The sequence below is a fragment of the Leminorella grimontii ATCC 33999 = DSM 5078 genome (assembly GCF_000439085.1).
In the GTDB taxonomy this organism is placed as follows: Bacteria; Pseudomonadota; Gammaproteobacteria; order Enterobacterales; family Enterobacteriaceae; genus Leminorella; species Leminorella grimontii.
Genome location: NZ_AUUA01000001.1, coordinates 310,870 through 332,935, shown reverse-complemented (window position 1 = coordinate 332,935; position 22,066 = coordinate 310,870). Strand labels below are relative to the sequence as shown.

Below are 22,066 nucleotides of genomic sequence, written 5' to 3'. Positions count from 1 at the left end.
TTTTTTTTGAAAACGAGATGGCTTCGGATTGATAAAACGATGCGTTTATTCACTACGGATAAACCAGTTCTTCTACGTCAGAATAAACCATCAATACCCTTTCCCCTCGATAAGGCAACGTGACGTCACCGGCCCAAAAATCGCTGCGGCTCTGATGCCCTACGGCCATCGGATTACACGATTTATTATAAGGGCATTTATCAATGGCGATTTTTAGGACGTCATTTTGGGCTAAATAGTTTACGCCCCCGCTATACCACAGAGTTTCCGGCGGAATACGGTAGGCTATGCGGATCCGATTATTCGCGACGCGCTCTACCTTTACGGGCTGAACGTCGGCTTTAGCGTATTCGGACCCTATTTCATTTTCCACATGCGCCGCACAGGTAAACGCCAATAATAACGGTAGGAACAGCCGGTGACATTTTGCTTTCATGAAGATTCGCCCGTTTTGAAACTCGCAGCGACATTTGCGCCACGCATTATCCGATCAGTTGATAAAGCTCAGTTCCAGATCGCATATCAACTTGATTAACGGCAGGATCACCATCGCGCAGGCAAAAAAGAAGGTTTTTTTAGTCATTGAACACATCCTTGTATCTAAAAACGTCAAAGCGCTGGTCCTTAGCGCTTATGAAGTCGAAAACGCCCCGCTTTCGACATGGGAGAGCACCGGTTTCAACGCCATGCGAGACTCGACGGACGCGCCCAATCGGATAGCGATGAAACAATATGCCAGCAATTAAATAATGAATTGATTTTTAATTCAAATAAAAATGCGCCCTTCCCTTTACCGGCTATACGCCTCAAGAACGAAAAAACGACAGCGGATGAAGCTGGGAGCCGTTTGCATCGAAATTGTCGCCTGACAGCCAGGACGCCAGCACCTTTTTATTGGACGGCCATTCTTTATCAAGCAGCGAGAACCACGCCGTATCGCGCGTGCGCCCCTTGTACACCACCGCCTGACGAAAAACCCCTTCCGGCTGGAATCCCAGACGCTGCGCGGCTCGGCGAGAGGGCTCGTTGAGGTTATCGCACTTCCATTCGTATCGACGATACCCCAGGGTATCAAAGACGTATTTCATCAGCAGATATTGCGCTTCCGTCGCGACCCGCGTGCCTTTTAGCAGCGGAGAATAGGTGACGTGCCCAACCTCGACGACGCCGTTGCGGACGTCAATGCGCATCAGCGCCACGCTCCCCACCGGAAGCCCGCTTGCGTTATCGACGATGGCGTAATGCAGCGGATCCTGACTTTGTTCCATCGTCGCCGCGTACTCAAGGTAGTCCTGTTCCGCTAAGAATGGTCCCACCGATAACCAGGTCCAATCTCTTCCGTCCTGCGCCTGAGAGTAGGCGTGAAACAGCGCCTTACCGTGCTCTTTGGCGCTAAACGGCGTCAGGGTACAGTAATCTCCGGTTAACGCGATGCGTTCAGGCCTTGGACGCGCCACCCATTGAGGAAGATCGTCGCCGACGGGCTGACCGTAGCTATTGATGCGAGGTGACATGGGCTCTCCACTTTCCAAATTATCAATATCGTAGTCTATAACGCATCTGCTTAAATAAGCTATGGGGTCGTCACTTATATGAAGCCCTATTATCTATCATCCCCTTTTGCCCGAACAAAATTGAAAGGCTTGAATTTCCCGTTAATGTTATCCTAACGCCCAGACAATCCATTCACGACTGCGGCACGGCAATAAAAAGCATGAAAGACGAAAAAGCACAGCCCACTTTCTATGTCCATGATTATGAAACCTTCGGTATCAGCCCGGCCTACGACCGTCCGGCGCAGTTTGCCGGCATTCGCACCGATGCAGATTTCAACGTTATCGCCGAGCCGCAGATAGTCTACTGCAAACCCGCCAACGACTACCTTCCCGACCCCGATGCCGTGATGATAACGGGCATTACCCCGCAGGAAGCGCAGCGCAAGGGCGTGGTTGAGGCCGAGTTTGCACAGCAAATTCACGACCAGTTCAGCCATCCAAATACCTGCATCGTTGGCTATAACAACGTGCGCTTTGATGACGAAGTCAGCCGCAATCTGTTTTATCGCAACTTCTTCGACCCTTACGCCTACAGCTGGCAGCAGGGCAACTCGCGCTGGGATTTACTCGACGTAATGCGCGCCTGCTATGCGCTTAGGCCGGAAGGCATTGAGTGGCCGCTAAACGAAGACGGGCTGCCCAGCTTTCGCCTGGAGCACCTGACCAAGGCCAACGGCGTAGAGCACAGCCATGCGCACGACGCGATGTCCGACGTGTACGCCACTATCGCTATGGCAAAGCTGGTCAAGCAGGCGCAGCCCAAGCTGTTTGACTACCTCTATCAGCACCGCGGCAAGCGAAAAATAGAAACGCTGATCGACATCGTCAACATGGCGCCGCTGGTGCACGTTTCCGGCATGTTTGGCGCACAAAGGGGAAATACCAGCTGGGTAGCCCCCCTCGCCTGGCATCCTGAAATGAAAACCGCAGTTATCGTCTGCGATCTGGCGGGCGATATGTCGCCGCTGCTGGAACTCGACGCCGACACGCTGCGCGAGCGGCTGTATACCCGCCGCGATGAGCTGCCGTCAGGGCAATCGCCGGTTCCCCTGAAGCTGATACATACCAACAAGTGCCCGGTGCTGGCGCCGGCCAAAACGCTGCTGCCGGAAAACGCCGAGCGTCTGAACATTGACCGTCAGCGCTGTCTGAAGAACCTGCAACTGCTAAAAGAGCATCCTGAAGTGCGCGAGAAAGTGGTCGCGGTATTTGGCCAACCGGCGGAGTTCCCGCCGATAAGCGACGTTGACGGCCGCCTGTACGACGGCTTTTTCAGCGACGCCGATCGAACTGCCATCGGCATTATCCGCCAGACCAAGCCGGAAAACCTGCCCGCGCTGGAACTGAGCTTCAACGATGACAGGCTTGCCCCGCTGCTGTTTCGCTATCGCGCCCGCAACTATCCGCATACGCTGGACGACGGCGAACTTCAGCGCTGGCACGCCCACCGCCAGGCGGTGCTGACGCAAGAGCGCCTGCTGGCCTATGCGGAGAAAATCGAGGCGCTGGCCGAGCAGCACACCGACAGCGAAGAAAAAATAGCATTGCTCAAACAGCTCTATCTTTACGCGCAAAAGCTGGTAGGGTAAGACCAATATGATTACGCCGCGCATCGTGTTCCGACGATTGCGGTGAATGCTGAATAAAAAGGAGAGCGCGTTGAAATCCGGCGCTGCGCTGGCAGTCTTTTCCTTCGTGCTGTGGGGCATTACGCCGCTTTACTATCGGTTGCTGCCCGGCGCATATCCTCTTGAGATGTTAGCGCAGAGAGTGCTGTGGTCCGTGCCGCTACTGCTGCTGGTAAGACCGCTTTTTTCCCACCGCACCCGCTGGAAAGAGGCCTGGCGTGACAAACGCTCCATTCTGTTTTGCCTGCTAGCGACCGCCATCATGGCCGTTTCCTGGTGTACCTTTACCTACGCCTTAACTCACGGGCAGGTGCTGGCGGCAAGCCTGGGCTATTTTATCAATCCCCTTTGCTCCGTCCTGCTCGGAACGCTTTTTCTGCGTGAACGCATGAGCCTGCCGCAGAAGCTGGCGGTCGGCTTTGCCGCAGCCGGCGTAGCCTATCAGCTTATCCAATATGGCCAGCTGCCGGCGTTGGCGCTCATTATGGGCAGCGCTTTTGCTCTGTACGGCCTTGCCCGTAAGTTTATCCGCTTTGACATCATTACCGCCCTGACGATCGAAACCCTGTGGCTAGTGCCGCTGGCTCTGTTAATCACCCTTCTTCTACCGATTTATGGCGAAAGCCAGCTGGCGAACGCCGACCTGCAGACCTACGTTTACTACGCGCTCACCGCCCCCGTTACCCTGCTGCCGCTAATGTTCTTCGCCGCCGCCGTCAGACGCACTACGCTGATTACCGTCGGGCTGGCGCAGTACATCGAGCCCACGCTACAGTTTTTACTGGCGATTTTTCTGTTCAACGAGGCGTTCGACAGCGTTAAGGGCGTCAGCTTCGGCCTGATTTGGATTGGCCTGCTGTTTTGCGTTTCGGGCATGTTTAGCCAGTGGGTTAGGCAGTGGAAGAGCAAAAGGCTGGCGGCGTTGAGATGAGAAAAATGGAATAAGCAAACATAGACTCAGCTTACGGCCAATATTTTTCCTACCGCCTGGCGTAGGTGGCGATTGTTGACAATAGCCGGTGAAAAATTGTTGTTTTTTAATAAAGAGAAAAAGTCGTGAGGCAACTACACACGATAGTCATGTGCAGCGCCTCTTTGACATAGTGATAAAAAAGTTACTTCATCATATCCTGACACTCTTTCGCCATGCCGTCCGTATCGCTACCGTAGAAGTAGTTCCAGTAGGCGCGCTTTACCATCGCGATTGGCAGCAGGCCGCTGCTTCTCATTCGGCCAAGCACGAAGGCCTCGTTAAAGGAGAGGTTTTCTTTTTCAATAAACATCACCGTTTCAAATTCTTCAAGCCCAACCTCACACGCCTGCGACAGCGGATAATCGGCTTTGCCCTTAAGATAGTCATCCTTACTCAGGTTGCCCTCTTTTTGCCAAACCGAAGCCGCATAGTCACAGTAGGCCTTCAGCGTTTTCTCTCCCTTCACGCTTTTCAGGAAATAGAGCTCTTTGTCCTTTTCCTTGAGCATGTTGAACATCTTGGATTCATCCATTAGCGTAGCCGACATTTTTTCCTGGAACGAGGCGCGATACTGAAGGCATATCTGCGGCACCAGGCTGTCGATGTGGGCGGTTAGCGCATCCTGATTCAGGGACATGGTTTCATCGCATTCTTCGGCCGTTTTATTTTCGCTGATAAACTTCTGTTCCAGCAGCTTTTGCTGCGCCCGGCGGTCTATCCCCACCAGTTCTGCAGGCACCTTATCGCCGGCGGCCTGCATCAGGCTCGGCTCGGTCATAAAGTCGACCATCACCCGACAGCTCTGCGGCAGGCGGGGATCGTAACTGTGCTGCCCGGTCGTCGAACAGGCGGAAATCAGCAGGGAAGATGCGGCAACGCTCCAGAGGGCAAAGGCTTTTTTAGTTTTCATAGGATTGTCCATTCCAATTTTGGTTATTAATTTACGAAAAAACCGATGATAACAATCAATGTGGATTAAGAAAAAGCATTAACGCAAAAAATAGAGAATCAACGTAGAAAATTGAGTGAATAGTGGTTCAAATAATGGTGCCATAATAGGCTCAAATTGTAATATTCCATGCCCATAATATTTTAAAATAGCGATCGTTTACCCGATCGCTAAACATGCTAATAGAACTTCATTGACTTCCGCTTATATTCTCACTTAGCGAGCGTTAATCAATTCACCTACTTTCTGACACTTTTTCGCCATTGCTTCTGAATCTTTTCCGAAGAGGGTATTATTATAAACTCGCTTAATAAGCATCTCAGACATCATGTCTATTTTCTTCTTTTTATCGTTATCAGAAGCCGCTTGCGTATCGAATAACTTTGGTTCTAACTTTGCCAAATTATTTTCGCACGGCTGGGGTAAAGGATAGGCAGATTGCAATTTACGATAGTCATCAAGCGTTAGCAGTTTGTTGGCTTGCCAAGTAGAAACCGCATAGCTACAGAAATTCTTCAGGACCTTTTCTCCTTTAATCGCTTTAAGTCGATAAAGCATGGCGTCCTCGTGCTCCATTTGAATGTTTGTATAACCATCGCCACGGCCCTTTGCGTCAAGCTTTTCTTTAAATAACGCTCGGTGCTGTAGACAAACCAAAGGCATCATTTTATCTGGGCCTACTTTTGTTATTCTCCCAGTTAAAAATAGGAGGCAGTCCTCATCGCTTTTATTTGCGCCAAGCAATGTTTTCTCCATCCACTTCCGCTGTTGATCGCGACTTTTCCCCTTCATCTCTTTAGGAATAAAATTTTCCCCTTCAGCAATCATGAAAGGTTCTGTCATAAACTCGGCCACGGCGCGACAGCTCAACGGCAATTCAGGCGTGTAGCGATACGACGCAGCGATTGAACTCGCTGAGGCGAATAAAGTAGAAGAGGTGATAATGCAGCAGAGTAAGAATTTAGTTTTTGACATGTTAAGGCACTCACCATCCATTTGAGTTATAAATAATATCCTCTTAGTACTTTAAATAAAAAATCGCTCAAATAAAACAAAAAACCGCAGGCCGTTTGGCGCTGCGGTTTTCTATTTTCAGCTTAGGCCGACGTTCGCTACTCGACCTTCAGCGGCTCCGGCAGCACTTCCTGCACCGGGGCTTTTCCCCGGTTGGCGCCGAGCGTCGGCACCGGACGGCGGAAGCCGCGGGTGATAAACGCCAGATAGAGGATCCCCAGCCCGCCCCAAACCAGGCCCAGACGCAGAGAGTCCGCCTCCAGGTTCAGCCACAGGATAACAATCATCAGCGCGCCCAATAGCGGCAGCACGAGGAAGCTGAACACGTCTTTGGCCGTTTTATTGCGCTTTTGGCGAATAAAGAAGAACCAGAACACCGAGATGTTCACAAAGCTGAACGCCACCAGCGCGCCGAAGTTAATCAGCGAAATGGCGCTTTCCAGGTCTAAAAACAGCGCCAGCAGCGCAATGACGCCCACGATCAGAATATTGCTGACCGGCGTCTTCCACTTCGGATGCACGTAGCCAAACACCTTCTCTGGCAGCACGTTGTCGCGCCCCATGACGTACAGCAGGCGGGCGATGCTCGCGTGAGAAGCCAGCCCGGACGCTACCGCACCGACGACCGTACAGCACAGCAGAACGGACTGGAACAGCTTGCCGCCGACGTACAGCGCGATTTCCGGCGTGGCGTTGTCCGGGTCGTTAATCAGCGTCAAGTCGGGAAAATAGAGCTGAATAAAGTAGGAAACCGCCACGAAGATAATGCCGCCGTACAGCGCGGTCAAGAAAATCGCACGCGGAATAACGCGCTTGGGATCGGGCGTCTCTTCCGACAGGGTGCTGACCGCGTCAAACCCGAGGAAAGAGAAACACAGCACCGTCGCCCCGGCGATAATCGGCACCAGATGCGCTTCGTTTGAGAAGAACGGGCGGGTCAAATCAACCGCATGTCCCGGTTCCCCTTGGCTCAGTCCGCTCCACACCAGATAGATAAACACCACCAGAATGGCGACCTGAAAAAACACCAGCACCATGTTGAGGTTAGCGACCCAGTTAACGCCGCGCAGGTTGGTGATGGTCATGACCAGGATGCAGCCAACGACCCAGATCCACGAATGCACGTCAGGGAACAGCGCCGTCAGGTAAATCTTCGCCAGCAGCACGTTGATCATCGGCAGGAACATGTAGTCCATCAGGGAGAGCCAGCCCACCATGAACCCAACGTAGGGGTTTATCGCCTTTTGCGAATAGGTGTAGGCCGAGCCCGCCTCAGGGAACTGGCGCACCAGCTTACCGTAGCTTATGGCGGTAAACAGCACCGCCGCCAGCGCAAGCATATAGGCGCTGGGCACGTGCCCTTCCGTCTTGCCGGAAACGATGACAAAGGAGTCAAATACGGTCATGGGCGTCAGATACGCCAAACCGATGACAACGATTTGCCACATTTTCAGCGTACGCTTGAGCTGGACGCGATTAGTAACGGGTATAGAAGTCGCAGATAGACTAATAGACATAGCCGCATTCCCCCGTGCTCTCAACTTTTTTACTCGATGAAACGTAAAGCAGAGAGGCCGCAAGGGAATGACTTAGGCGGCTAATAGAAGAGGGGTAACATCGGATGGCCAAGTGCAGGACGTTGGGGGCTCCATAGTCGCTGCGGCGGTATGAATTACCGACGCAGAGAGGTGGTTTAAGGATGGATATTTTCATATTTATTCCTTATTCAATAAGTTACCGGTTTAATCGGTAGTAGCGAATAATTATTAACCTCGGAATAAGCCCTATAAACCTTTATAACTTAAAGATTTATAACCATTTTTCTCTGGCCGGATGCAAAAAAATAACCGACATTCTTTTATGCCGGTTATTCAATATCGGATGCATTTTGCACCACAATTATCCCCTTGCCAATAGGTGAAAAAAAATAATTTTTTCTTTTATAGAAACATTTTAAAACATCAATAAAAACAAATAATTAAAAACAACAAGTGCGGCATAAGTTTCCCTTTTTACTGACATATTCTCTATACTTTTTCTCACCGCGGATGACCGGTTTAGAAAAATTTTGAAACCATTTCCGGGGTGGTGTATTTTTGTGATCGGTAGCACAATCTAATTTTTAATTTGTATGACAAATAGAACAAGGCATAGAGGGTTATAAACCATGCTTCCCTTTTTGAGCTCCTGCTGGCAGTACGTCAGGGCCTTTGCCCTGATTTATCTCTGCCTGCTGGCGGGCAATCTGTGTGCGAGCGTTATTCCTTTTGAAATCCCCGGCAGCATTATCGGCATGATCATCCTGTTTGTGCTGCTTTGTTCGCAAATCCTGCCTTCCGCATGGGTAAAACCCGGCTGTTATCTGTTTATTCGCCACATGGCGCTGCTGTTCGTGCCCGTCTGCATCGGCATCATGAAGTATTACCCTCTGCTGGTCAGCCAGCTTGGCGCGCTGGTCGTTTCCTGCATTGTAAGCAGCCTCGTGACGATGCTGGTCGTCGGCTATTCGTCCCACTATGTGCATAGAGAAAAGCGGACGAACGGCAAAAAGGAGTCATCATAATGTGGTGGGCTATTCCCCTGACGGCAATCGCATTTTACGGCGCGCGCTTTTTAGCCATCAAGCTGAAGACGCCGCTGCTTAATCCAATGCTGATTGCGATGCTGATTATTATTCCGCTTCTGCTGCTGACCCATACCGACTACGACAGCTATTTTGAAGGCAGCTCGCCGATAAACGCCCTGCTTCAACCGGCCGTGGTCGCGCTGGCTTTTCCGCTGTACGAGCAGCTGCATCAAATTCGGGCGCGCTGGAAGTCCCTTCTGCTCATCTGCCTCGGCGGCAGCCTGTTGGCTATGAGTAGCGGCGCTGCGCTGGCGCTTTGGCTCGGCGCATCGCCGGATATCGCCGCCTCCGTGCTGCCCAAGTCCGTCACTACGCCAATCGCCATGGCGACGTCCCACGCGATCGGCGGCATTCCCGCCGTTACCGCGCTCTGCGTCATGCTGGTCGGCATTTTCGGCGCCGTTTTCGGCTACCCGTTGCTTAAGCTGTTAAGGATCACGACCACTTCCGCGCGCGGCTTATCCATCGGCGCTACCGCTCACGCTCTCGGCACCGCCCGCTGCGTAGAGGAAGACTATCAGGAAGGCGCCTACAGCTCGCTGGCGCTGGCCATCTGCGGGGTTATCACCTCCCTGGCCGCACCGTTTGTCTTTCCCATTATTATCCGGCTGTTTTCTTAAATCTTTACGCTGCGTGAGCGCCGAAGGGAGAAAAATCCCTTCGGCGTTAAAGCCGCGTTGCATTTGTTTACATCGCACAGGCAGCAGAATGCCACACTTTGCGCTATACTCAGCAACCCAAGGGAATTGCTCGAACGACATCCGCTAAAAACGTCACACGGATCTCAATATTCAACACAATGTCTATATTTTCATAACATTGCCTGTACATTTGAGCCGAGTTTCTTAAAATTAGCGGACAACGAAGGGCGATGCCCGACTATACCCCCACTGATCCGATATGAAGAGCCAACCTCATGGAACTCGAATACGAAAGTAAACGTCCGCTTTATATCCCTTATTCCGGCCCTGCTCTGCTTGAAACTCCTCTGTTGAATAAAGGCAGCGCCTTTACCGACGAGGAGCGCAGCAACTTCAACCTGCACGGGCTGTTGCCGGAAGCGATTGAGACGATTGAAGAGCAGGCCGAACGGGCCTACAAGCAGTTCATTGAATTCAAAACCGACATCAACAAGCACATCTACCTGCGCAACATTCAGGACACCAACGAAACGCTCTTTTATCGACTTCTCGACGATCACCTGAGCGAAATGATGCCGGTTATCTATACGCCGACCGTCGGCGAAGCCTGCGAACACTTCTCTGATATCTACCGTCGCCATCGCGGCCTGTTCATCTCCTATCCGAACAAAGACAACATTGATGACATGCTGCAAAACGCCACCAAGCAAAACGTCAAGGTGATCGTCGTCACCGACGGCGAACGCATTCTTGGCCTTGGCGATCAGGGCATCGGCGGTATGGGGATCCCTATCGGTAAGCTTTCTCTTTACTGCGCCTGCGGCGGCATCAGCCCCGCCTACACGCTGCCGGTGGTGCTTGACGTCGGCACCAACAACCAGCAGTGCTTGAACGACCCGCTCTATATGGGATGGCGCCATCCGCGCATCACCGGCGACGAATACTACGAATTCGTCGACGCCTTCATCAGCGCCGTTAAGCGCCGCTGGCCCAACGTGCTGCTACAGTTTGAAGACTTCGCGCAAAAGAACGCCATGCCGCTGCTGACCCGCTACCGCGACGAGCTGTGCTGCTTTAACGACGACATCCAGGGCACCGCCGCCGTAACGCTGGGCAGCCTCATCGCCGCCAGCCGCGCGGCCGAAAGCCAGCTTAAGGATCAGACCGTCGTCTTCCTGGGCGCAGGCTCCGCTGGCTGCGGCATCGCCGAGCAAATCATCGCCCAGATGATCGCCGAAGGCCTAAGCGAAACCGAAGCGCGCGCGCGCATTTTCATGGTTGACCGCTTCGGCCTGTTGACCGATCAGATGCCGACGCTGCTGGACTTCCAGGCCAAGCTGGTGCAAAAGCACGATGCGCTGAGCCACTGGAGTACCGACAGTGAAGCTATCTCTTTGATGGACGTGATCCGCAACGCCAAGCCAACGGTGCTTATCGGCGTTTCCGGCCAGGCCGGGCTGTTTACCGAAGAGGCGATCCGCGAAATGCACCGCCACTGCGCGCGCCCAATCGTCATGCCGCTGTCTAACCCAACTTCAAGGGTGGAAGGCCGTCCGGAAGACATCATCAACTGGACCGACGGCGCCGCGCTGGTTGCCACCGGCAGCCCCTTCGCGCCGGTGATGTATAAGGAAAAGACCTATCCTATCGCCCAGTGCAACAACTCCTATATCTTCCCTGGCATCGGCCTTGGCGTTCTGGCGGCTAAAGCAACGCGTGTCACCGACGGCATGCTGATGGCGGCCAGCCGCGCATTGGCGGACTGCTCGCCGCTGGCCAAGCACGGCGAAGGCGCGCTGCTGCCGGAAGTCGATGACATTCAGGAAGTGTCCCGCTATATCGCGCTCAAGGTTGCGAAGATGGCGCAGTTGGAAGGCGTCGCGGTCGTCACCTCTGACGAAGCGCTGCAAAAAGAGATCGACAGCAACTTCTGGACGCCGGAGTACCGCCGCTACAGGCGCACCTCGTTCTAACCGTTCCAACCCAACGCGGCGGAAGGCTCTCCGCCGCGTTTATTCTTCAACCACAATCCCCTACCGCTCCCCTTATCTTTAACCTTTCGCCTTAACTTTTCACTTTTGCTCTCTTGTTTTCACGCTTGGCGTAAAGTAGCCTTGATCGGTCTCTGCCTTAAAACAGACTCAATGACGATGCTGATATTCAAACGATTGATTTATAGCCTATTGGCGCTGCTAATTCTCGCACTTGGCGCCGCACTGCTGCTTGACCGCTGGATAAGCTGGCGCACGGCTCCCTATGTCTATGAAAACATCGACGAGCTGCCGCCAAGCCAGGTCGGCGTGGTATTAGGCACGTCAAAATACGTCCGCACCGGCGTCGTTAATCAGTATTATCAGTTTCGCATTCAGGGCGCGCTGAACCTGTATAACGGCAACAAGGTCAGCTATCTGCTTCTCAGCGGCGATAACGCGCAGATGAACTACAACGAGCCCATTACGATGCGCAAAGACCTGATTCAGGCCGGCGTCCCTGCCGCCGACATCGTGCTCGACTACGCGGGCTTTCGCACGCTGGACTCGATAATTCGCACCCGCAAGGTGTTCGACACCAACGGTTTTACCATCATCACCCAGCGCTTCCACTGTGAGCGTGCGCTGTTTATCGCCATGCACAGCGGCATCAAGGCGCAGTGCTACGCCGTATCCTCGCCAAAGGATATGTTTATGGTGCGGGCCAGAGAGGTGGGCGCCCGGCTGGGCGCACTGTTGGATTTGTACATTCTGGAACGGGAGCCGCGCTTCCTTGGCCCCCTGATCCCTATTCCCACGCCCTATACCTTAAAGAGCGACGAACAGGGATACCCGGCCGTATCGCCGGAACAGCTTTCAACGCTGGATGAAACGCCGGCCAGTGCGCCTTCCCCAACGTCTCCCGCTTCCGCCTCCGCGGCGCATTAAGCCCCACGCCTTTGCACAACGGCGTCCGTTAGCTTACGCCACAGCCACTCCAGCGGCCCCTGCCTGAAGTACCTCAGCCAAATAAGAGAAAAAAGCAGATTAACGCCCCAGACGGCCGGAACAAACGCCAGCAGCGTCAGCCTGTCGAAGTGCCGATAGCCGCCAAAATGATAAAACAGCGTAGTGCAAACCAGCGTTTGCAGCAGATAGTTGCTGAGCGTCATTCGCCCCACCTGAGACAGTAAGCTGCGAACGCGGGCCATACCGGCGCTTTGGCCATAGCCGAACCACAGGGCCAGATAGGCCAGCCCCTGCAAAACGGAGCCCACCTCTTTAACAACCTGTAAATAATAGCCGCTTACGGCCAGATCCCACTCAAAGCGCCACTGCAGCGCAACAGCGAAGGCCTTTATCGCTAACGAAGCCAGCAGCCAGAACCAGCCCTGACGACGATAAACCGCCGTACTCCACTCGCCTTTTAGCCAGCCGTTTCTCATCAGCGCCGCGCCGATAAGCATCAGCCCCAGCAGCTGCCAGCCGTACTGTAGAAAAACCGAAAGCAGCACCGACAGCGTCATGCTCAGACGTTGGCCTCTTGCCGCTTCACCGCCCGCCAGTTTCCAAGCCGCTTCGCGCGCGATGTCCGTCGCCGTGGGCGTCCAGTCGGCGCTGGTTACCCCTGCCATCAGGGTTCCCATCCAGAAAAGCAGCAGCAGGCCTATGGCAAACAGCACGACGCCGGTGCTCAACAAGCCCCTCACAGTCGATGACGCGCGCATCACCAAAACCCCGCCGATGCCAACCAGCGCATAGGTAAGCAGAATGTCCCCTTCCCACAGCCATACGCCGTGAACAAAGCCCAGCATCGCCAACCAGCAGAGGCGAGACAAATTCCAAAACGAGCCGCGTCGGTGCAAAAGCTCAAGCCCCGCGCCGAACAGCAGCGCGAACGCGGCGAGAAACGATCCCTGCGCCGCGACGTTAAGTATCGTCCAAACCGCGCCGTCGCTAAAAGAGGGCATTCCGGCGTAAGCGGGGTTCATATAGGCGGCGCGCGGCAGCGCAAAACCGCCGATATTGAGGATAAGAATGCCAAACAGCGCCAGGCCGCGCGCGCCGTCCAGCGCCTGAATGCGGGATGCCTTAACCGGGTCTGCGGGCATGGTTATCGATTAGGGGTGGTGGGGAGCGTGGCGAACCGAGCGTAAAAACTCCTGGCGCGTGCTCGGATTGCTTTTGAATATGCCGCCCAGCGACGTGGTGCTGGTCGAGCTGGTTGCGTCACAGACGCCGCGTGATTTTACGCAGTAGTGGATGGCGTCAATAGACACCGCTACGTTGGTCGTGCCCAAGAGCGTTTGCAGCGCAACCAGGATCTGCTGAGTCAAACGCTCCTGCACCTGCGGACGCTGGGAGAAAAACCTGACGATGCGGTTAATCTTCGACAGGCCGATCACGTAATCCTTTGGAATGTAGGCTACCGTCGCCTTCCCATCGATGGTGACAAAGTGGTGCTCGCAGGTGCTGGTCAGGGTGATATCGCGCACCGTTACCATCTCATCGACCCGCATCTTGTTCTCAATCAGCGTGATTTTAGGAAAATTGGCGTAGTCCAGGCCGGAAAAAACCTCATCAACGTACATCTTGGCGATGCGCGAAGGGGTTTCAGCCAGGCTGTCGTCGGTTAAATCGAGATTCAACAGCCCCATTATCGCCGTCATATGCTCTTCGATTTTCTGCTTGCGCGTATCGGCATCCACGGGCGTTCCCCGCAGCGGCGTTTCGAGCCCTTTGGCCTCCAGCGCGGCGTGGACTAATATGGCTTCCTGACTCAGCGACGACATGGCTTGCTCCGTGAAATGAAAATAGTTTGATGGGGATCACAGCCCAACACTGTAATTTAGGCCGCCGTCTTTATCCAGCCCTCTGTAGAAATTTTGTTAACGCCGGTCGCTGTGGATAAATAACCGACATAAAACGAGTGTGCTCACCGCCGGTAAATCGGGCATAATAGAGGCCACTTTTTTCAGCTCAACCCTCGGGTTTGTAATGGAGCCGTCGAATGGACTGCTGTTCAACTACCTCATCGCTGCTTTCTCTGGAACAGGCTTTAGAAAAACTTCTTTCTCAATCCGCCGCGATTACGCAAACGGAACAGATCCCCCTCGTGCAGGCCGTCGGGCGCATTACCGCCCAACCTCTGATTTCACCGCTTAACGTTCCCCCCTTCGACAATTCGGCGATGGACGGCTATGCCGTTCGCCTGGCGGACGTCACGTTGGACGCCGTACTGCCTGTCGCGGGCAAAGCCTTTGCCGGCCAGCCGTTTCAGGGCCAGTGGCCCGCCGGCAGCTGCATTCGCATTATGACGGGCGCGCCGGTTCCTGAAGGAACGGAGGCGGTCATTATGCAGGAACAGGCCGAAGTGCTGGAAAACGGCGTACGCTTTACCCATCTGCCTAAGCCGGGGCAAAACGTGCGCCGCGCCGGCGAAGACGTTCGCTGCGGCGCTGAAGTGCTGCCCGCAGGCTCACGCCTGGGCGTCGCCGAGCTGCCGATTCTAGCCTCTCTTGGCATCGCGCAGGCGACCGTTTATCGCCGCCTGAAGGTTGCGCTGTTTTCTACCGGCGATGAGCTGCAGGCCGTTGGTCAGCCCCTTGCCGACGGGCAGATCTACGACACCAACCGCTTTACCGTTCGCCTGATGCTTGAACAGCTCGGCTGCGACGTTATCGACTTTGGCATCATCCGCGACGACGAGCAGGCGCTGCGCCAGGCGTTCAAAGACGCCGACGCGCAGGCCGACGTGGTGATCACCAGCGGCGGCGTCTCCGTGGGCGAAGCGGACTACACCAAGCAGATTCTGGATGAACTTGGTGAAATCGCCTTTTGGAAGCTGGCTATCAAGCCGGGTAAGCCCTTTGCCTTCGGCAGGCTGGACAACGCCCTGTTCTGCGGCCTGCCGGGCAACCCGGTTTCCGCCGCGCTGACCTTCTACCAGCTCGTTCAGCCGCTGCTTATCAAGCTTTCCGGCTACAGCCAATGGCAGCCGCCGAAGCGCTTTAAGGTCAAGACCACCTCGCCGCTTAAAAAAACGCCGGGCCGACTGGACTTCCAGCGCGGCGTGCTTAGCGTCAACGCCGAGGGCATGCTTGAGGTGAGCACCACCGGCCATCAGGGTTCTCACGTTTTCACCTCGTTTAGCCAAGGCAACTGCTTTATCGTTCTTGAGCGCGAACGCGGCGCAGTCGCGGCCGGTGAGTGGGTCACCGTTGAGCCCTTTAACCACCTGCTGGAGCGCTAAACATGCTGCCGGAATTAAGCGATCGCGAAATGCTGCGCTACAACCGCCAGATTATTCTGCGCGGCTTTGACTTCGACGGTCAGGAAAAGCTGAAGGCCTCTTCGGCGCTGATCGTCGGGCTGGGAGGGCTGGGCTGCGCGGCAACGCAGTACCTCGCCGCCGCCGGCATCGGTTCAATGACGCTGTTGGACTTCGATACCGTATCCCTCTCCAACCTGCAGCGACAAATTCTGCACCGCGATGACCGCATTGACGTACCTAAAGTCGACTCCGCCGCCGCAACGCTCGCGGAAATCAATCCGGGCGTTACGCTCAAAAAGGTTAACGCGCGGCCCGACGACGCCAAGCTGACGGCGCTGGCCAGCGGCGTCGACATCGTTGTGGACTGCACGGATAACGTAGAAACCCGCAATCAGCTTAATCAGGTCTGCTTTAATCTTAAAAAACCGCTGGTCTCCGGCGCGGCTATCCGCATGGAGGGCCAGGTCAGCGTCTTTACTTACCGCCCGGGGGAACCCTGCTACCGCTGCCTGAGCCGACTGTTCGGCAGCGAGGCGCTGACCTGCGTAGAGGCAGGCGTTATGTCGCCGCTGGTTGGAATGGTAGGCACGATGCAGGCAATGGAAACCATCAAGGTGTTGACCGGCTACGGTATGCCCCTGAGCGGCCGCCTGCTGATGATTGATGCGATGACTATGCAGTTTAGAGAAATAAAGCTGCCGAAAGACCCCGCCTGTCCCGTATGTTCTGCCGCCTAAAGGCGGAAGTAATGCGGTGCCGATAAAAGGGCCGCCGAGCGACAACGTGCGCTTGGCGGCCATATAGTGACATCGTCACACATCCGACCTCCCCATATTCTCTCTTATATTTGCGATCAAACACTTAGACAAACAACAAACTATTTCTAAAAGAAACTATTTTATTGTAGATTGAGAGTTTATTTGGTTAAGCGGCAGCAGGAAGCCCTTTTTCATGACTTCAAATTTAAAATCATATCGATGCGATCGCTGTGGAAACTATATTCATCGCGGTACGGAAGCCGAAGAAGAAAGCGTCGAAACCGGCAGAACTAAAATAGAGTATCAGGCCACGTTCGCCAATAAGTCCGACAGCCACTGGCTCGGCAGCAACTACAGCGGCATCAAATGCCTTTGCTTGGCCTGTACGAGAGATTTTCTCTCTTTTATCATAGGCGAGCCTACCCCGGCGCCCGCCAACCAAACGAATAAGAGTCGAGCGTCAAGAGACAAGATATAGCGTCGTATCAACGCCAACGTATTCAGCAGCAGCGGTCTCCGTAGAACAACGCGTTGAAGATCGCCTGACTTTCTTATTCAGCAACGGGCTTTGGATACCGTTCAACTTTTATATCGTCATCACTCTTTTTTTACGATACAACGAACGCATGACAGACAGCGCCCAACGTGTAAGAATGCCCTCCGCTTTTTATCCAACCCATTTTCGGTGATCCCATGCGCGTTATGCTGGCCCCTATGGAAGGCGTTTTAGACGCCTTCGTACGGGAGCTTTTGACTGACATCAACGACTACGATCTGTGCGTTACGGAGTTTGTGCGCGTGGTGAATACGCTGTTGCCGAAAAAAACCTTCTATCGCCTTAGCCCTGAGCTTCTGCGGGGAGGAAAAACCGCCTCCGGCACGCCGGTTCGCGTGCAGCTTCTCGGCAGTTCCCCCGAATGGATGGCGGAAAACGCCGCCCGCGCCGTCGAGCTGGGTTCCAGCGGTATCGATATCAACTGCGGCTGCCCGGCCAAGAACGTTGTCGGCAGCGACGGCGGCGCCAGCCTGCTGAAAAAGCCGGAAACCATCTATCAGGTCACAAAAGCCGTTCGTGCAGCGGTACCGGCAGGCCAGACGCTTTCGGTAAAAGTCCGCCTCGGTTGGGATTCCATCGACCGACGGTTCGACATCGCCGACGCGGTGCAGCAAGGCGGCGCCGATGAAATCGTCGTCCACGGCAGAACCAAAGAGGACGGCTACAAAGCAGAGCGGATCGACTGGCGGGCCATCGGCGATATTCGGGAACGCCTCACGATCCCCGTTATCGCCAACGGTGAAATCTGGAGCTACGAAGACGGGCAGCGCTGCATTGAGCAGAGCGGATGCGAAGATCTGATGGTTGGCCGCGGCGCGCTTAACGTGCCGAACCTGGGCTCCGTCGTCAAACACCGCGCCGCTCCCCTGCCCTGGCCCCAGGCGCTGGCGCTGCTGAAAAAGTACGTACAGACGGAAAACCCTCACGATACCGGCCACTATAACGTCGCCAGAACCAAGCAGTGGCTGGGGTATCTTAAAAAGGCCTATCCACAGGCCGACGAGCTGTTTTCGGTGATAAGAACGGTGAAGGACGCGCCAACGCTTTCAGCCATTTTATTGGCCGCCTAAGCGGCCCTATTCAAGAAGATTGATTACTGCGTGCTGTTCATCAGCGCCAGCAGGCTATTGCGGCGGCCGCGCCACGAAATATATCCTCGATACCACTGCGAACCGCTGTCTGACGTATAGAGTTCCATTTCCTGACGCCGTTTGATTAAAACAAACAGGCCATAGGCCGTTTTCACCGCGCTATACAGCATGCTTAAAAAGATAACGGCGGATATGGCATCAATTACCCAGTGTCCGATGCGTAGGGTTTGAATGCCTAGAAACGCCATCGCCGTTACCTGAACGGCGAACTTGGCGATAAAGGCGAAAAGAAAAAAGCGGCGTGCGCTTTCTTCATCAAAGAAACAGGGATTCATCAGTGTGGAACGCTTTTCCCGAATCGGGCCGCCGTAGGTATATACGGTCCAGTCTGACTCGCTGGGCGGAACGGTTGCAACCCCCTTTTCTTTTAACTGATGCAGGCGCAAAGAGAGCGCCACGGGAAGCATTAATCCGACAATGACTAAATAGCACAGCGGCGCGCCTATCCCAATAAATGACAGCGCTACCGCTATGATAATCTTAAAAAACAGGGTAGCAGAATAAACAAAAATTCCTGCTGATTGATAGTTCATCGAGCACGCCTTCCTTGTTGGCCGCATAAAAAATGACGCTGGGATCATAAGAACTCTTTTATATCGAGTCAATTTATCAACCGCCGATAAAAACGACTGAAGCCTGTCTCATCATGGCGAAACGACTATTATTTAGCCAAACTGGTTCAATTGCGCACCGCGATGCGTTGCTCCACGATTTATAATAATTTGAGCCCAATACAATTAATTACAAATAATCGCTCCTGAATGGTAAAAATAACGCATAAATCCCCTGTCCGTAACGCCAATACAAATTTATAATTTTTCTGGCTGAACGTTTTCGTTCAATATTACGTCTCTTATTTAAGTCATCTCATATGCGTACAAAAATTCGTTTAACTTTATTGAGCCTGGCGCTATTGACGTCAGGTTTTGCGATGACAGCGTCCGCAGAGGCAAAAAGCGCCTCTTCGCACGCCCAACCGGCTCAAAAAACGCCCGCCGGCCCGGCGCTTTCGTCAAAGAGCGCGCTGGTTGTAGACGTTAAAACCCGCAAAGTCATTTACGCCAATAATCCCGATAAGGTTGTTCCTATCGCGTCGCTCACCAAGCTGATGACCGCGATGGTGGTGCTTGACGCCAAGCAGCCGATGTCACAGGTCATCCCGGTAAAAATCAACGAAACCAAAGAGCTCAGGGGCGTCTATTCCCGCGTTAAGGTCGGCAGTGAAATCACCCGCAAGGAGATGCTGCTGCTGGCGCTGATGTCATCGGAAAACCGCGCGGCGGCAAGCCTGGCCCACAACTATCCGGGCGGCTATCGGGCCTTCATTAAGGCAATGAACGCCAAGGCGAAGTCGCTGGGCATGAAAAATACCCGCTACGTTGAGCCGACCGGCCTTTCAGAGAAGAATGTCTCTACCGCGCGCGATCTGAGCCGCCTGATTCTGGCGACGCAAAAATATCCGATGCTGAGCCAGCTGAGCACCACGCAGGGCAAAACCGTGACGTTCGAGCATCCTGCCTATACGCTGGAGTTTCATAACACCAACCACCTGCTGCGCAACGGCAGTTGGGACATCCAGCTAACGAAAACCGGCTACACTGATGAAGCGGGGCGCTGCCTGACGATGCGAACCACCATTAACCACCGGGAAATGGCGCTGATCATGCTGGACGCCTACGGGAAATACACCCATTTTGCCGACGCCAACCGGCTGAGAACCTGGATAGAAACGCAAAAACCGCTGCCTATTGCCGAGAACCAGAAGAGCCCCAAAAAGCAAAAGGCCAAGAAGGTCAAACAGAGTTAACGACACGGCCGCTATCACCGGATAGACGGCGTATTTCACTACCCAGCGGCCCCTGGCGGCGGGAAGATTAAATGTTAAAGCGAGCGATGATGAAAAAACGGTTTTATCGCAGTTTACCGCTGGTTTGCCTATTGGGCCTTGGCGGCAACCTGGCCCTTCCCACCAACGCAGCCGAGGCCGCTACAGCGGCACAGCGCAGCAGCCTGCCCGAAATCGCCTCCGGCAGCGCGCTTATCACCGACACCAAAACGGGAAAGGTCATCTATACCCTTAATCCAAACAAGCAGGTTCCCATCGCTTCTATCACCAAGATTATGACCGCTATGGTGGTGCTGGATAAAAAGCTTCCCCTGACGGAAGTCGTCCCCGTAACGATAAATCAAACCAAGGAGCTTGAGGGCGTTTATTCCCGCGTCAGAGTCGGCAGCCACGCCAGCCGCGAAGACATGATGGTCATGACGCTGATGGCGTCAGAAAACCGCGCGGCGGCGGCGCTGGCCCACAGCTATCCCGGCGGCTATGCGGCGTTTATACAGGCGATGAACGACAAGGCGAAGGCGCTGGGCATGAAAAATACCCACTACGTCGAGCCTACCGGGCTGTCCGAGCAGAACGTCTCCACCGCCGAAGACCTGACCCGCCTGCTGCTGGCGACCCGCCAATATCCGCTGCTGAGCAAGTATTCGACCGAGCACGAAAAAACGGTTCACTTCCGCCAGCCGGACTACACGCTGGAATTTCGCAATACCAACTATCTGGTGACGAAAGACGAATGGAAAATCCAGCTGACCAAAACCGGCTTTACCAATCAGGCGGGCCACTGCCTGGCCATGCGCACCTCTATCGCAGGGAAAGACGTAACGCTGGTGGTGCTGGACGCCTTCGGTAAATACACCCACTTCGCCGACGCCAACCGCCTGCGCAAGTGGATGGAAACTGGCGAAGCCCCGCCGGTGCCCAAAGCGGCGAAGGAGTATCGTCGCCAGAAGGCTATTGAAACCACGCAGCGTTGATAATTTAACAAAATGCTCCGGTTGATAATAATTTGTTAAGCTTTAGATAAGCCTTTGCGCGTATAATCGGTAAAAATCTTTTATTCTCAGGAGAATACCCCTTGGCAGGAAGCAGCTTACTCGCACTACTCGACGATATCGCCACCGCGCTTGACGACGTCGCGTTGATGACCAAAATGGCGGCTAAAAAGACGTCCGGCGTTTTGGGCGACGATTTGGCGCTCAACGCCCAGCAGGTGACCGGCGTCAGGGCCGATCGCGAACTGCCGGTGGTCTGGGCGGTAGCGAAAGGCTCTTTCCTTAACAAGCTGATTCTGGTCCCGCTGGCGTTAGCCATCAGCGCGTTTATCCCTTGGGCGGTAACCCCACTGCTCATGCTCGGCGGCATCTTCCTTTGCTTTGAAGGGGTCGAAAAGCTGGCCCACCGCTTTCTTCACAAGGATGACAAGGCGCACGCCCAAGGCGGCGAACCAGAGGTAAAAACGCCGGAAGAGATAGCCGCTTATGAGAAGGAGAAGATCAAGGGCGCCGTCCGCACCGATTTTATTCTATCGGCAGAAATTATCGCCATTACGCTCGGTACGGTAGCTGGTGCGACGCTCTCTCAGCAACTGACGGTGATGTCCAGCATCGCCATTATTATGACCATCGGCGTTTATGGCCTGGTTGCCGGTATTGTCAAACTGGACGACGTCGGCTTCTATCTGGCTAAGAAAAAGGCCGCCGCGCTGCGCACCGTTGGCAACGGGCTGGTAAACGTCACCCCCTACCTGATGAAAACCCTTTCCGTCGTCGGCACGGCGGCGATGTTTATGGTCGGCGGCGGCATTCTAACCCATGGTATACCCGCCGTTTCCCGCGTGATTGAAGGCATTGCCCATTCGGCGCTGGCCGCCGTACCCGGCATCGCCGGGCGCATTATTCACGCGCTGACGCCTACGCTGCTAAACATGGCCTTCGGCGTCGTCGCCGGCGCCGTCGCTTTGCTGCTCGTCATGCTTGTCGGGAAAATGAGGTCGTCAGCAAAAGCGGCGTAATTGCACTTTTAAAATAAAAAACCGGCTGTTGCCGGTTTTTTATTTCCTCCAGAAAATGAGCTAACTGTCACAGTTGCTAAACAGGAACCCTGTTTTAATTAAAAAGATAAATCC

The 22,066-nt window shown here is 54.2% G+C and carries 21 protein-coding genes; 13 read left to right on the top strand and 8 right to left on the bottom strand.

Translation table 11 applies throughout. The features are described 5' to 3' along the window. Positions 1–52 precede the first annotated feature (52 nt). Both G544_RS0101550 and G544_RS0101540 read right to left on the bottom strand, forming a co-directional pair. Positions 53–436, bottom strand: a complete 384-nt coding sequence (locus tag G544_RS0101550; protein WP_051155521.1) for a hypothetical protein — start codon at positions 434–436, stop codon at positions 53–55. A 370-nt stretch (positions 437–806) separates the two neighbouring features. Continuing rightward, a complete protein-coding gene (locus tag G544_RS0101540; protein WP_027272955.1) occupies positions 807–1,514 on the bottom strand; it encodes a GNAT family N-acetyltransferase in 708 nt (235 codons plus the stop codon). Positions 1,515–1,714: 200 nt separating this feature from the next. Here G544_RS0101540 and sbcB point away from each other — a divergent pair, with 200 nt between their 5' ends. Further along, entirely contained in the window at positions 1,715–3,145 is a 1,431-nt protein-coding gene (gene sbcB, locus G544_RS0101535) for an exodeoxyribonuclease I (protein WP_027272954.1), read from the top strand. A gap of 46 nt (positions 3,146–3,191) precedes the next feature. Continuing rightward, on the top strand, positions 3,192–4,115 hold the full coding sequence (gene rarD / locus G544_RS0101530; RefSeq protein ID WP_027272953.1) for an EamA family transporter RarD: 924 nt from the start codon (positions 3,192–3,194) through the stop codon (positions 4,113–4,115). A 184-nt stretch (positions 4,116–4,299) separates the two neighbouring features. On the opposite strand, the gene G544_RS0101525 is transcribed toward rarD, so the two are convergent. The 3 genes from G544_RS0101525 to G544_RS19700 all read right to left on the bottom strand — a co-directional run bounded on the left by G544_RS0101525 (position 4,300) and on the right by G544_RS19700 (position 7,637). After that, positions 4,300–5,067 (bottom strand): hypothetical protein, encoded by a 768-nt coding sequence (locus G544_RS0101525; protein ID WP_027272952.1) that lies wholly within the window; start codon positions 5,065–5,067, stop codon positions 4,300–4,302. A gap of 255 nt (positions 5,068–5,322) precedes the next feature. Continuing rightward, positions 5,323–6,081 (bottom strand): hypothetical protein, encoded by a 759-nt coding sequence (locus G544_RS0101520; RefSeq protein ID WP_147654601.1) that lies wholly within the window; start codon positions 6,079–6,081, stop codon positions 5,323–5,325. Positions 6,082–6,218: 137 nt separating this feature from the next. Continuing rightward, positions 6,219–7,637, bottom strand: a complete 1,419-nt coding sequence (locus tag G544_RS19700) for an APC family permease (RefSeq protein WP_081650707.1) — start codon at positions 7,635–7,637, stop codon at positions 6,219–6,221. A gap of 650 nt (positions 7,638–8,287) precedes the next feature. Between G544_RS19700 and G544_RS0101510 the strand changes: the two genes are divergently transcribed. The 4 genes from G544_RS0101510 to sanA all read left to right on the top strand — a co-directional run bounded on the left by G544_RS0101510 (position 8,288) and on the right by sanA (position 12,305). Then, the gene (locus tag G544_RS0101510; protein WP_027272950.1) at positions 8,288–8,683 is read left to right on the top strand and encodes a CidA/LrgA family protein; all 396 of its coding nucleotides are present in this window, start codon (positions 8,288–8,290) and stop codon (positions 8,681–8,683) included. Further along, positions 8,683–9,366 (top strand): CidB/LrgB family autolysis modulator, encoded by a 684-nt coding sequence (locus G544_RS0101505; protein ID WP_027272949.1) that lies wholly within the window; start codon positions 8,683–8,685, stop codon positions 9,364–9,366. Before G544_RS0101510 ends, G544_RS0101505 begins: the two co-directional genes overlap by 1 nt. 296 nt (positions 9,367–9,662) lie before the next feature. Beyond that, positions 9,663–11,360, top strand: coding sequence for an NAD-dependent malic enzyme (locus tag G544_RS0101500; protein ID WP_027272948.1), 1,698 nt, complete (start codon positions 9,663–9,665; stop codon positions 11,358–11,360). 183 nt (positions 11,361–11,543) lie between these two features. After that, a complete protein-coding gene (sanA, locus tag G544_RS0101495) occupies positions 11,544–12,305 on the top strand; it encodes an outer membrane permeability protein SanA (RefSeq protein WP_027272947.1) in 762 nt (253 codons plus the stop codon). Here sanA and yeiB read toward each other — a convergent pair. Both yeiB and folE read right to left on the bottom strand, forming a co-directional pair. Next, complete coding sequence (gene yeiB, locus G544_RS0101490) at positions 12,302–13,468, bottom strand: DUF418 domain-containing protein YeiB (RefSeq protein ID WP_027272946.1); 1,167 nt, start codon at positions 13,466–13,468, stop codon at positions 12,302–12,304. The two genes, sanA and yeiB, sit on opposite strands and share 4 nt — an antisense overlap. A 9-nt stretch (positions 13,469–13,477) precedes the next feature. Further along, positions 13,478–14,149, bottom strand: coding sequence for a GTP cyclohydrolase I FolE (gene folE / locus G544_RS0101485; protein ID WP_027272945.1), 672 nt, complete (start codon positions 14,147–14,149; stop codon positions 13,478–13,480). Between the two features lie 218 nt (positions 14,150–14,367). On the opposite strand from folE, the gene moeA reads away from it, so the two are divergent. The 4 genes from moeA to dusC all read left to right on the top strand — a co-directional run bounded on the left by moeA (position 14,368) and on the right by dusC (position 18,014). Beyond that, positions 14,368–15,609 (top strand): molybdopterin molybdotransferase MoeA, encoded by a 1,242-nt coding sequence (moeA, locus tag G544_RS0101480; protein ID WP_027272944.1) that lies wholly within the window; start codon positions 14,368–14,370, stop codon positions 15,607–15,609. Between the two features lie 2 nt (positions 15,610–15,611). Beyond that, positions 15,612–16,367, top strand: a complete 756-nt coding sequence (gene moeB, locus G544_RS0101475; protein WP_027272943.1) for a molybdopterin-synthase adenylyltransferase MoeB — start codon at positions 15,612–15,614, stop codon at positions 16,365–16,367. A 214-nt stretch (positions 16,368–16,581) separates the two neighbouring features. Further along, positions 16,582–16,866: a hypothetical protein gene (locus G544_RS0101470; protein WP_027272942.1), complete on the top strand. Its 285-nt coding sequence runs from the start codon at positions 16,582–16,584 to the stop codon at positions 16,864–16,866. Between the two features lie 215 nt (positions 16,867–17,081). Further along, a complete protein-coding gene (gene dusC / locus G544_RS0101465) occupies positions 17,082–18,014 on the top strand; it encodes a tRNA dihydrouridine(16) synthase DusC (protein WP_027272941.1) in 933 nt (310 codons plus the stop codon). A 23-nt stretch (positions 18,015–18,037) separates the two neighbouring features. Here dusC and G544_RS19695 read toward each other — a convergent pair whose 3' ends face one another. Continuing rightward, a complete protein-coding gene (locus tag G544_RS19695; RefSeq protein WP_051155520.1) occupies positions 18,038–18,628 on the bottom strand; it encodes a hypothetical protein in 591 nt (196 codons plus the stop codon). A gap of 338 nt (positions 18,629–18,966) precedes the next feature. On the opposite strand from G544_RS19695, the gene pbpG (G544_RS0101455) reads away from it, so the two are divergent. From pbpG (G544_RS0101455) to G544_RS0101445, 3 genes are all read left to right on the top strand, one after another. After that, positions 18,967–19,902 (top strand): D-alanyl-D-alanine endopeptidase, encoded by a 936-nt coding sequence (gene pbpG, locus G544_RS0101455; RefSeq protein ID WP_036023049.1) that lies wholly within the window; start codon positions 18,967–18,969, stop codon positions 19,900–19,902. Between the two features lie 89 nt (positions 19,903–19,991). Further along, entirely contained in the window at positions 19,992–20,915 is a 924-nt protein-coding gene (gene pbpG, locus G544_RS0101450; protein WP_081650706.1) for a D-alanyl-D-alanine endopeptidase, read from the top strand. A gap of 101 nt (positions 20,916–21,016) precedes the next feature. Further along, positions 21,017–21,952, top strand: coding sequence for a DUF808 domain-containing protein (locus G544_RS0101445; protein ID WP_027272938.1), 936 nt, complete (start codon positions 21,017–21,019; stop codon positions 21,950–21,952). Positions 21,953–22,066: the final 114 nt, after the last annotated feature.